This is a genomic window from Robertmurraya sp. DFI.2.37 (assembly GCF_029211245.1).
GTDB classification, from domain to species: domain Bacteria; phylum Bacillota; class Bacilli; order Bacillales; family Cytobacillaceae; genus Robertmurraya; species Robertmurraya methanolica_A.
Genome location: NZ_JARGEJ010000047.1, coordinates 26,502 through 37,667, shown reverse-complemented (window position 1 = coordinate 37,667; position 11,166 = coordinate 26,502). Strand labels below are relative to the sequence as shown.

The window sequence follows — 11,166 nt, the reverse complement described above, 5'->3', positions numbered from 1 at the left end:
ATTGTGAGGGGAACGTACGTTTGTCAAGACGGAAAGTTTGTTCGCATCCCTTATTGGGGGTGTAACGATAAAAAGCCCTAGTCGTAAGACTAGAGCTAATGCGGAAAATTAATTTCCGAGAGACTATTTTAATTTTTGGAGGGTGAAAAAAATGACAAAAACCCCTGATAACAAGAACATCGCAGTCGACTCTCAAATTTCCTTAAAAGGTTTAGTTAAAGCCATTTTCAATGATACGATACATGTGCAGATCGGCGGAAAAGTCATTACAATTCCAATTGCCGATTTAAAAGGGAATAAATTAGGGAATAATTTATAATTTTGCATTTATTTTTATTGATATAATCCCATTAAAAAGTCTGCGAACTGTCGTAGACTTTTATTTTTCAACAGAAATAGCTTGGAGGATATTGTCTTGCTCTCTCCTTAAACAAACTTTAGCCAGGTTGACCATATCATCAATATATTTCACTTCGTCGAAAGGAATCTCTCGACCCAAATCCTCGTTCACCCTGATATAATTTCCCTTTAGCAACTGTTCACAATGGTAGGTAATTGATTCAGATGACAAATGCAATGCTAAATCAAGTAATTTCGGTGTTACTTTAAGTGAAGGGATTTGTAAAGGTAGCCATTGTCTAGCTCCCCAATCTTGATCAGTTTTGTTTGAAAAATCGATTTTTTGCTTGCCAGTTCCAATTGAAACGATTGTCACATTCTCAAAGTTTTCCTCAAACTGTTGCATCGCTTCAGTTAAGCAAACTAAAGAGGGATTGTTGGCCCATAAGCCACCATCAATGGACAGAAATTTACCCTCCATATTGTTTGGTGGAAAATAAAGAGGTGCAGAGCACGATGAAAGTACGGCATCCCAAAGTTTTATAGAAAGATCGTTTTCGTTTGGAGCATGCCCGAAATTCGTCCGATGAATATACGGCCTACCATTGGTGAGATCTACCGCTGGGATAAGCAACGGTTTTTCAATATCTGCTAAACAATAGTCTCCGAACGCTTTTTGAAAAAAACGGCGCATGTACCGATCACTGTATACAGTCTTAAAAAAGCCGACTTTCGCTTGTCTTAGAAAAATTTTTTCCGCATACCGTTTGTAATAATCAAGCACTTCACTCATTTTCTTATTAAGAGCAACAGAGGCAGCGACAATCGCCCCTGTGCTTGTTCCAGCAATCAGATCAAATGCTTCACCGATAGGTTTCCCTAATTCTTTTTCAATTTCATCGAGAATGGCAACAGCAAATACTCCCCTTATTCCTCCGCCATCAATGCAGAGAACCTTCATTACGATCACCTTTTAAGTTTGAAGTGGATGTTACTCTTTTACAAATTTTACTAAACGAGTGAGAAAATCAATGATTAGGCGAAGTGCGTTTGCCAACGTCATTTCCGCCCTAAAACCGGACACATAATCTAAAGTAAAATTGACATTCCACAGACCGTCACCTTGGTCAAACATTAAATCATATTTAATATCATTTCCATTCAATTCTTGATCTAAAAACGTTCTAATAGCTGAACTCTGTTTTTTTGCAAGCTTTAATCCAAGCATAACATCATAGGTTGCAAAAACATCATCCACCTCAATTGACAAGGAATCAACACCTAATGCTGTTAACTCACTTGTTTCAAAATAAATAAACTCATTCTTATGTTCTTTTAAATAGCTAATACTCGCCTCTAAAAATGCAGAACTTTCTTCCGCGATAAACTCTTCTGTTTCTTTATCAGAACGTTCAATATACAAATCTGTCATCATTTAGAACCACCTCGATATGACTTTCGTTTCCCTACGCTATTACTCTTTTTCTTCTTAGGGTAAGAGTGTTGTTTTTTATTTTCACTCTGGCCGCCGCCCTTTTTCAACTTCCTTTTTTGATTATCTGATCCAGATGAAGTTTGACTATTGCGCTCTTGCTTTACACGTTCTTTCTTTTTAGATGCAGTTTGTGAACGCCTGGAATTCTTACCCGCTTCTTTTCTTACCTCTCCTTTTGTTTTTGTCTCATTTATCAATTCTCTTCCCATTTGTTTCTTTTGCTCTGTATTACCGATATTTTGCTTCGGAATGCGAATATTCAATTCTGACTCAATTAAATCTAATGCTACGCGATCGGCTGATGAGTACAAGGTGATAGCCATTCCCTTCATTCCAGCTCTCCCTGTTCTTCCGATACGATGAACATAGCTTTCACTATCTTGAGGAATGTCATAATTAAACACATGGGTGACACCTTCTACATCAAGTCCCCTTGCTGCCACATCAGTGGCAACTAAGACTTGAATTTCTGCCTCCCTAAATCGTTTCATCACTTGTTCCCGTTTTGGCTGAGATAAATCCCCATGCAATTCATCACAGGAAATGCCTTGTGCTTTCAGAACCCCGGTTAATTTACTCACCCTTCTCTTTGTTCGACAAAAGACGACGGCTAAGAAAGGCCGATGCATTTCGAGCAGCTTGATTAATGTTCCTTGCTTTGCTCGATCCACCGTATGAATCGCAATTTGCTTTACGGTCGTGGCAGGCCCCTGAACCTTTTCAACCTGAATAAATTGCGGCCTGCACATATGCTTTTCAGATAACTTGCGGATTTCTTCTGGAATGGTTGCCGAAAATAATAATGTCTGCCTTGTTTTCGGAGTCTCATTTATAATTTCCTCAACTTCGTCAAGAAAACCAATGTGAAGCATTTGATCCGCCTCATCGAGAACAAGATACGAGACCTTTGATAAAGTCAAAGTTTTGCGGCGAATATGATCCAATAATCTTCCAGGTGTTCCAACAATAATTTGCACATGATGTTGAAGTTTCTTTAATTGCTTTTCTACATCTTGTCCGCCATAAACAGACAAAACATCTATTCCATCAAGGTTCTCAACTAATTTCTTTGCTTCTTCAGTAATTTGTAAAGCCAACTCTCTTGTTGGTGCAACAATCAACGCTTGAATATGTGAGGAATTCGGTTCAATATTATCAATCATCGGCAATAGGAAAGCAAATGTTTTTCCTGTCCCTGTTTGTGCCTGTGCAATAACATCTCTTTTATCGATAATCGATGGGATTGCTTGCTCTTGAATTGGAGTTGGAACAACAATCCCATTGTCGCTCATTTTATCGACCAATTTTTGCGAAATACCTAACGCTGAAAAACTTTGCATATGTAAAAACCTGCTTTCTAATTTCCTATTCCTTGCTTATTTTGCCGTTTTTTTTTGCAGAATGCAAGGAGACCAGTAAAAAAGATTGGTATACAACAACCAATCTCTTTATGACAAACTTATTCATTTTTAGCTGGGATACTGCAACCATCATCGCTGCAAGTAGTATCTTCTTCAGAGGATAAATCTTGAAACATCGGGGTCTTTGCTTCTTCCTCCCATACCTTCTGCAAAGCACTTTGGAATGTTTCAAATGGTTGAGCGCCGGAGATTGCATACTTCTGATTTATAATAAAATATGGCACACCCGTTATTCGATATTGTCTGGCAATCTCCTCTTCTATACGTACATCATGGCTAAAAGCCGACTCATCCTGTAAAACTTCAAGCGCTTCATCTCGTGTTATTCCTACTGATTCTGCAATATCAGCCAATGTTTCGTAATCACTTAAATTTTTTGACTCGGTAAAATAGCCATAAAGAAGTTTTTCCGTAATTTCTTTATCTTTCCCCACTGTTTTAGCATATTTGGCCAAACGGTGTGCATCAAATGTATTAGTGGGTTTCATATCCTCAAAGTTAAATGTTAATCCTACTGTTGCAGCTTGTTCACCAACACCAACATTTGCTTGCTTCGCTTGGTCAATCGACATACCATATTTACTAGCAAGTGCTTCGTGAATGGTCATTTTCGAGTTTTTAGGAGCGTTGGGATCAAGCTCAAAGCTTTTAAATTCAACTTCGATTTGTTCTTTGTGAGGAAATTGCTGGATTGCCGCTTCTAGCCGCCGTTTGCCAATATAACAAAATGGACAGACAAAATCAGACCATACTTCAATTTTCATTATGTCACCTCTTCAATTCATTATTTTAAGCGTTTAAATTTGTCATTTTTAAAACAACTGGACAGTGGTCACTTCCGAGTACCTCATGATGAATTTCAGCTTCTTCAATATGATGCTCCAATTGTTTAGAAACAATAAAATAATCAATTCTCCAGCCAATATTCCTTTCACGGACCTTACTCATATACGACCACCACGTATAAACATCGGTTTTTTCCGGATATAAATAGCGGAATGAATCTACAAAGCCAGATTCAAGGAGCTTCGTCATTTTCTCGCGTTCTTCAAAAGTAAAACCTGAATTTCCTATGTTTGATTTTGCGTTCTTCAAGTCGATTTCCGCATGTGCAACATTTAAATCACCGCAATAAATGACTGGTTTTTTCGAATTTAGGTCGAGGAGATACTCTCGAAGTTCTTCTTCCCACTGCAATCGATACTCGAGGCGAGATAGATCCCTTTTTGAATTTGGTGTATAAATATTAACCAAGTAAAAATCAGCGAACTCCAAGATGATGCTTCTACCCTCTGCCTCCGTATCCTTATCACCAATGCCATAGCGAACAGATAGAGGTTTTTTTCTCGTAAAAACAGCCGTGCCTGAGTAGCCTTTTCTCTCGGCATAATTCCAGTACTGTTCATATCCATCTAGCTGCAAATCAATTTGGCCCTCCTGCAGCTTCGATTCTTGTATACAAAATATATCAGCATCGACCTCGTGAAAATAATCTAGAAAGCCTTTTTTCACACAAGCACGAATACCGTTTACGTTCCATGAAACAAATTTCATTGTATATTAATCTCCTTGCTTAACTTTTGATGTTGTCCAAATAAAGCATTCTAGTTCCATTCGGAATAATTCTACTATACTATGAAAGAAACCGTTTATCGAGTAATTAAGACTAAGCGATTGTTATTAAATATCAGTTTCGCTTTTAATTTTAAAAAATTTGACTAAACTGACTACTATCAACACCCGTGAAGGAGGGGGAGAGCATGAGACGTTTTCTTTTTATGGTAGTTGTTGTTTTTTTGATCGTGATTGGCGCTTCATATTTAGAAGAGGGAACTAAAACGGAGGCGAAGGCAAATTTTCAGACGTTCATTGAAAATGGAGAGTTACAAAATATTGCAACTTCTGTCATCTCAACCTTTCAATCCATTTTCGAGACGATTAAGGAGACCATCAATAGCTCGCCAGAAGTTAAGGAGCAAAGTAGTGTAGCACAACCAGAGCTAACTGTTCCATCTCAACAGACTTTCTTCATTCATAACATCCAAATTGGTGAGCCAAAGGCTAAAGTAGAAAAAATACTTGGAGCTCCACAAAGAAGCTCCGTTAATGAATACGGCCGCAAGTGGTATACCTATCATCAAAACTATCAAAATTATGTGCAAGTGATGTATAATGACGCAGGCAAAGTAGTTGGCCTTTATACGAATCAAGATTTAATCGCATCCACAAAAAATATCAAGCTAGAAACAGTTAGCGAAAAAGTTATTGAAGAGATCGGTCCCCCCTTAACGAGAATCCAAAAAGGTTTTGTCTACTATCAGCTTGAAAAGGATGCGGATTATGATGTTTTTTTAATAGACGAAAGTTACATCACGATTTTTTATGATAAACATGAAGGCAATTCATTAACTGCAATTCAAATTATTCATAAAGATATTGAAGAAGAGAAAAAGAATTTCTATGCCACTGCCACTGATTCACTAAGAGAAGGTTTTGAATGGCAAATGTTTGATTTGACAAATGCAACGAGGGTACAGCACCATTTGGGAGTTCTCACATGGGATGAACGCGTGCGTGAGACAGCAAGAAAGCACAGCACTGATATGGCTAAAAACGCCTATTTCGACCATACGAATTTGCAAGGACAATCGCCTTTTGATCGCATGCTCGCTGATCAAATCACCTTTTCAGTTGCCGGCGAAAATTTGGCATACGGACAATTTAGTAGCATTTTCGCCCATGAAGGTTTGATGAATTCTTTAGGACATCGGAAAAATATACTGAAAGCTGAATTTAATCATTTAGGTGTTGGTGTTGCTTTCAACGATGAATCACATCCATACTATACACAAAATTATTTTTCAAAATAAAAACAACTACTCATTTTCGATTTTGAGAATGGTTCTTTCAGTCCCTGCAATTTCCTCTAGAAGTGTGAAAGTTTGCATATAATGGCATGTAAGGACTACCCATTTCTGCAAAGGCACTAGCAGAACCCTTCGTAATAATTAACGTTCGAATTCTGTGCAGATTACTAAGAAGCTTTTCTTCATTCGTGCTAAAAACTATTCAACACGAATAAAAATTTCAGCTTGCGAGAAAAAAGACCTATTCTTCTTGTATTAACAGTTCTGATTGATTCAAAAGCGAGAGGCGTTGAGCTGCATGAGCTAAACACAGATTTACTCAGCGAGTGAATGAACTCTTCTAGCCAAAATCAAAGCCACCAGTGTTAATGGTGGTTTTTTTTCTGGGTGTGTTTTTATAAACCTTCATGATGCGGACACGGTTTCCTTTCTGCGCCCAACTGTGTCCTCATAAACTCCTTCATGAGAGGACATGAATATGGTTTAGAAAAGGAAATTTTCTAAACCATAAAAAATCAAACAGCAAGGTAAAAACTCCTTACTGTTTGAATGTGGTCTATTTCTAAACCTTATTTGCCCTCTTCACCTCCACGTTGCACTGTTTCTCTAACGGTTTGATAACTGCGGACATATCTTCATTTTCAAAACCTTCTGTTATTGCTCTATGAAATCCAGTTTCTGCAAGTTCACCAAGTTTATCGCCAATTCCAGCTTGAGTAAAAAGTTGATTAGCAAGCTTGACATCTTTATGAACATATTTGACAGCACCGCCTGGTTGAAATTTCCTATCAAGTACATAATGTTTCATATGCCGTTCCAACATACGACTTGTGCCGTAGCTTGCAGTTAACAAACGGACGAGTTGCTCCGGATCCAATCCAAAGGATGCTCCTGCGACCATTGCTTCAGAAGCAGCGACAGAGTGAACAGCCACGAGGTATTGATTTATTAGTTTAGCAGCACTTCCTGAGCCAGATTCGCCTAAATATTCAATCATTTCCGCGAATAATTTTAGCAATGGCTGCACTTTTACAAACGCTTCTTGCTCTCCACCAACCATAATCGTTAAAGTACACTGCTCAACTCCCTCTGGACCACCGCTAACCGGTGCATCCAAATAAGAGATTCCTTTTTCCTTCGCTTGCGTATAGATCCGTTGACTTGTCTTAATCCCGACTGTAGAAAAATCAATGCAAACCGTTCCAGTTCGTGCATAAGGGAGAACATCATTCTGAAATATTTGCTCACAATCTTCTGGCATTGAAAGACAACTGCATATAATCTCACATTCCTTAGATAGGGATGCTATATCATTCGCTCGTTGTGCGCCTAAAGCCACAAGGTTTTCTGTTTTTGCCACTGTACGATTATAGACCATAAGCTGATTGCCGCCTTCAAGCATTTTTCTTGCAATTCGAGAGCCCATCACACCCAATCCAATAAAGCCGATTTTCATTGTATCTCTTTCCTATCTCCATCTAGTTAGCCAAGTAAAGCTATCCTCACTTGTCGTTTCTGGGGTATATTCAAGACCGATAAATCCATCATAGCCGCTTGCCTGTATCGTTCGAAAAATATTGCTGTAATTGATTTCCCCTGTCCCCGGTTCATGCCTCTTAGGACAATCGGCGACCTGAATATGAGCGATGTGTTCTATATTTTGTTGAAAATTAGCAATTAAATTTCCGTGCATTCGTTGAATATGATAAAAATCAAATTGAAGTTTAACATTCTCCATAGCGATCTCTTTCAAAATATCAAGTGCATCATCCAAAGACGATAGAAAATATCCACTCATATCATATGAATTAATCGGTTCAATTAAAAGCGTTATTCCGTAGGAAGACATTTTCTTTGCCGCATATGTAATATTGTTTATGTAATTCATTCTTGTTTCTTCAATAGATTGATTTAAAGGAATAATCCCAGCCATGCAATGTAATTGTTTCACCTTCAATCTTTTCGCATAGGTAATTGAGCGCTCTACCGATTCTTCAAATTCATCAATCCTATTTCTATCTGCAGCAAGCCCCCGATCGCCAGCTTCCCAATTCCCAGGAGGACAATTCAATAAGGTCATCGAAAGATTATTTTTAGCTAGCTTCTCCTCAAGCTCATCTAATCGATAATGGTAAGGGAACTGACATTCTACGTAGTGAAAACCTGCTTTTCTCGCCTTTTCAAAACGAGAGAGAAAAGGGATTTCTGTGAAGATCGTCGATATATTTACTGAAAAACGCAAACTTAACACCTCCTAAAGTGACTGACTTATTTTTTACTTTCTACGTTTATCGAAAAATACCTTGTTTAATTTTAAAACCACTGCTAAAAAACAATAGAGTGTCCCATCACAGCCCAAAATTTCATTTATTCATTTACTATCGCCTTGATAAGTCGATCCTCAACTTGTTTACCTTTACGTTCATCCATTAAATTATTCATTAAAATCGAAAAGACAAGTAACTCACCACTTGCCGATTTCACATAGCCAGAGATTGTCGTAACGGTTGTTAACGTTCCTGTTTTGGCATGAACCTGCAGGCCATCCATTCGATTGCGCAGTGTACCACCCACTATTTTTGATTTTTTTCCCGCGATCGGCAATGAATCATAGTATGATGAAAACCATCGCTCTTTTTGGATATTATATAATAGCTTAGTAAGTTCATTTGCTGTGACGAGATTAATATGAGAAATACCAGAGCCATCACGGATTACCATTGTGTCCGTATTGACACCGAACTTCACTAACTCTTCATTGATTACTTTAAGTCCTCCTTTCCAGCTTCCCTGTCCTTTTCTCTTCTTACCCATTTCTTTAAGCAAGCCTTCTGCATGAGCATTATTGGAAAGTTTCATAAATGTCACTAATAATTGTGATAATGGAATAGACTGATGACTTGCGACTAAATCTCCAGACGTATACCGACCCCTTTCAACATTTCCGATGAGGCGGATGCCTTCTGCTGCCAACGCCTGCTGAAACAAATCTAGTGCATATCCGGTTGGCTCCCAAACAGCGATGCTTTCTCTTATTGTTGAAGAAGCAATTGGAAGCATCCCTTGTAATACTATCGTGTTACTACCATGTTTTCTTTTTACACGAAATTCAGCCTTGCCCTCTGGTGAAACAGTTGAAAGTTGATTAACAATGTTTACATATCGCGTCTTTGGCATTAGCGAGATTTTTGCTTTATCACCAATATTTTTTCCCGGTGAAGCTTCCACAATGAGCGATCCAGCATCATAATCAGAGTTCGGTGAAGCAGTTAAGGCAGAAATTTGCGCTCCATAATAACGTTCTTCATCCGTCCAAATCATATCTTGAGATAGGCGGATATCATCATACCAGCTGTCATCACCAAGGAGGCTACCATCAATTTTATTAATTCCTTTTTCCTTTAGCTGTCTAGCTAATTCTTGAAAATTCTCTTTCCTTAAAGTTGGATCTCCTTTGCCGATTAAATATACATTTCCCTTTAAAGTACCCCCTCTTGTCAACATCCCATCTGTCCTTACTTCTGTTTTAAATCTATGATCTTCCCCCAACACGGAAAGCGCCACAGCTGCAGTAATGAGCTTCATGTTTGAGGCAGGCTTTAACCGCGTGTCCCCATTAAACTGATATTTCAATTCCCCAGTACTGCCTGAACGGACACTTATCCCCACAACAGCCCCTTTTAGTGCAGGCGTTGTTGTGATGATCGATTGTAGTTCATCTTCAAAGGTAGCAAGACTTCGCCCCGGAAGTATGAGGCTAGTTAAAAGGAATATACATAGTATCGCCTTAATTTTCATAATCCCACATCCCACCTATAATCATTATTTTCTAATTTACCCAGAGTTCATCAAAACATAAAATCTCATTTAAGTTTTTTGGTAAAAATAAGAACCATCAAAGAAATAGTTAAAAATAGCGAACAAAACTGTTAATTTTCTGCGTGTCTATGTCTTTTTCCATTCATTTTAATAAAGGTTTATCTTACAAAAAAAAGAAAAAAAGCAAGAGAAAAACAAATTTGTTTTTCCCTTGCTTTTTTGTGTTAGAACCTTTCAAACTACGGCAATATCGTTAATGAATGGCTGATTTGAATTTGCCGCCATGAGCCTCGTGTGTATCCATAATGGTGATAAATGCATTTGGATCAATATCCAAAATCATGCTTTTTAATTTTGCCACTTCCAATCTGGTAACGACAACATAAATAACTTCCTTTTCTTTATCGTGGAAGCCACCTTTTCCATAAAGCCTTGTTACACCTCGACCAAGTCTTTGATTAATCGTTTCTGACAATTCTTCGTATTCATCTGAGACAATGATCGCTGCCTTCGTTTCATTAAGAAGCCCTTGCGAAACTCCGTCAATCGCTTTGGAAGCAATATAATAAGTTAGAATGGAATACATCGCTTGTTCCCAGCCAAGAACAAAACCTGCCCATCCAAAAATAAAGACATTAATAAACATGACAAACTCCCCAACTGAAAATGGAAGTTTTTTTGTAAGGAGAATTCCTAATATTTCTGTTCCATCTAAGGCGCCTCCTGCTCTAACGACGATTCCAACACCCGCCCCTAAAAGCAAGCCACCAAATACAGTAGCCAGCAATGGAACATTTGTAAATGCTTCAACATGATGCAATAATTGTTCAAATATCGAGAGAGAAATAATTCCTACTAATGACGAAATAAAGAAGCTCTTGCCAATATATTTATAACCTGCGTATAAAAATGGCAAGTTAATAATTAAAATTAAAATTCCAAAATTAATCCCAGTTAAATAGTTGGTTAATAAGGATACCCCAATTACGCCACCGTCAATGATTTTATTGGGTACTAAAAATAATTCTATCGACATCGCTGCCATTGCCGCCCCAATTATAATCATGATATAACGCAATATGAGGCGCCTCACCCCTGTTTTCTTATGTACTTTTGCCAAATGTTAACACCCTCTATGCATTTATTTCGATCGATTCTTCGAAAAAATCGAATAAAACTATTTTCTTACAAAGAGGAAAATTATTCAACTTTGAAGCCCTTATGT

The 11,166-nt window shown here is 38.0% G+C and carries 11 protein-coding genes; 2 read left to right on the top strand and 9 right to left on the bottom strand.

The window, feature by feature from the left end:
- The first annotated feature begins 151 nt into the window (after positions 1–151).
- Positions 152–319 carry a hypothetical protein gene (locus PZE06_RS19555; RefSeq protein ID WP_275791964.1) on the top strand — a complete coding sequence of 56 codons (168 nt, stop codon included), beginning with the start codon at positions 152–154 and terminating at the stop codon, positions 317–319.
- A 60-nt stretch (positions 320–379) separates the two neighbouring features.
- Here PZE06_RS19555 and PZE06_RS19550 read toward each other — a convergent pair whose 3' ends face one another.
- From PZE06_RS19550 to PZE06_RS19530, 5 genes are all read right to left on the bottom strand, one after another.
- Positions 380–1,300 (bottom strand): CBASS cGAMP-activated phospholipase, encoded by a 921-nt coding sequence (locus tag PZE06_RS19550; RefSeq protein ID WP_275791963.1) that lies wholly within the window; start codon positions 1,298–1,300, stop codon positions 380–382.
- A 30-nt stretch (positions 1,301–1,330) separates the two neighbouring features.
- Entirely contained in the window at positions 1,331–1,774 is a 444-nt protein-coding gene (locus PZE06_RS19545; protein ID WP_275791962.1) for a branched-chain amino acid aminotransferase, read from the bottom strand.
- Positions 1,771–3,174, bottom strand: coding sequence for a DEAD/DEAH box helicase (locus PZE06_RS19540; RefSeq protein WP_275791961.1), 1,404 nt, complete (start codon positions 3,172–3,174; stop codon positions 1,771–1,773). Before PZE06_RS19540 ends, PZE06_RS19545 begins: the two co-directional genes overlap by 4 nt.
- A gap of 119 nt (positions 3,175–3,293) precedes the next feature.
- Positions 3,294–4,019 carry a DsbA family oxidoreductase gene (locus tag PZE06_RS19535; protein ID WP_275791960.1) on the bottom strand — a complete coding sequence of 242 codons (726 nt, stop codon included), beginning with the start codon at positions 4,017–4,019 and terminating at the stop codon, positions 3,294–3,296.
- 25 nt (positions 4,020–4,044) lie between these two features.
- A complete protein-coding gene (locus tag PZE06_RS19530; protein ID WP_275791959.1) occupies positions 4,045–4,809 on the bottom strand; it encodes an exodeoxyribonuclease III in 765 nt (254 codons plus the stop codon).
- A 206-nt stretch (positions 4,810–5,015) separates the two neighbouring features.
- Between PZE06_RS19530 and PZE06_RS19525 the strand changes: the two genes are divergently transcribed.
- The gene (locus PZE06_RS19525) at positions 5,016–6,125 is read left to right on the top strand and encodes a CAP domain-containing protein (RefSeq protein WP_275791958.1); all 1,110 of its coding nucleotides are present in this window, start codon (positions 5,016–5,018) and stop codon (positions 6,123–6,125) included.
- A 559-nt stretch (positions 6,126–6,684) separates the two neighbouring features.
- Here PZE06_RS19525 and PZE06_RS19520 read toward each other — a convergent pair.
- The 4 genes from PZE06_RS19520 to PZE06_RS19505 all read right to left on the bottom strand — a co-directional run bounded on the left by PZE06_RS19520 (position 6,685) and on the right by PZE06_RS19505 (position 11,007).
- The gene (locus PZE06_RS19520) at positions 6,685–7,578 is read right to left on the bottom strand and encodes an NAD(P)-dependent oxidoreductase (RefSeq protein WP_275791957.1); all 894 of its coding nucleotides are present in this window, start codon (positions 7,576–7,578) and stop codon (positions 6,685–6,687) included.
- Between the two features lie 12 nt (positions 7,579–7,590).
- Entirely contained in the window at positions 7,591–8,364 is a 774-nt protein-coding gene (locus PZE06_RS19515; RefSeq protein WP_275791956.1) for a hydroxypyruvate isomerase family protein, read from the bottom strand.
- Between the two features lie 125 nt (positions 8,365–8,489).
- Entirely contained in the window at positions 8,490–9,920 is a 1,431-nt protein-coding gene (gene dacB, locus PZE06_RS19510; RefSeq protein ID WP_275791955.1) for a D-alanyl-D-alanine carboxypeptidase/D-alanyl-D-alanine endopeptidase, read from the bottom strand.
- 274 nt (positions 9,921–10,194) lie between these two features.
- On the bottom strand, positions 10,195–11,007 hold the full coding sequence (locus PZE06_RS19505) for a YitT family protein (RefSeq protein ID WP_275791968.1): 813 nt from the start codon (positions 11,005–11,007) through the stop codon (positions 10,195–10,197).
- Positions 11,008–11,166: the final 159 nt, after the last annotated feature.

Excerpts from the sequence above, each read along its gene's own strand:
- PZE06_RS19520 (WP_275791957.1), bottom strand. The coding sequence starts at position 7,578 with ATGAAAATCGGCTTTATTGGATTGGGTGTGATGGGCTCTCGAATTGCA.
- PZE06_RS19540 (WP_275791961.1), bottom strand. The coding sequence starts at position 3,174 with ATGCAAAGTTTTTCAGCGTTAGGTATTTCGCAAAAATTGGTCGATAAA.
- PZE06_RS19550 (WP_275791963.1), bottom strand. The coding sequence starts at position 1,300 with ATGAAGGTTCTCTGCATTGATGGCGGAGGAATAAGGGGAGTATTTGCT.
- PZE06_RS19535 (WP_275791960.1), bottom strand. The coding sequence starts at position 4,019 with ATGAAAATTGAAGTATGGTCTGATTTTGTCTGTCCATTTTGTTATATT.
- PZE06_RS19530 (WP_275791959.1), bottom strand. The coding sequence starts at position 4,809 with ATGAAATTTGTTTCATGGAACGTAAACGGTATTCGTGCTTGTGTGAAA.
- PZE06_RS19545 (WP_275791962.1), bottom strand. The coding sequence starts at position 1,774 with ATGATGACAGATTTGTATATTGAACGTTCTGATAAAGAAACAGAAGAG.
- PZE06_RS19525 (WP_275791958.1), top strand. The coding sequence starts at position 5,016 with ATGAGACGTTTTCTTTTTATGGTAGTTGTTGTTTTTTTGATCGTGATT.
- dacB (WP_275791955.1), bottom strand. The coding sequence starts at position 9,920 with ATGAAAATTAAGGCGATACTATGTATATTCCTTTTAACTAGCCTCATA.
- PZE06_RS19555 (WP_275791964.1), top strand. The coding sequence starts at position 152 with ATGACAAAAACCCCTGATAACAAGAACATCGCAGTCGACTCTCAAATT.
- PZE06_RS19505 (WP_275791968.1), bottom strand. The coding sequence starts at position 11,007 with ATGATTATAATTGGGGCGGCAATGGCAGCGATGTCGATAGAATTATTT.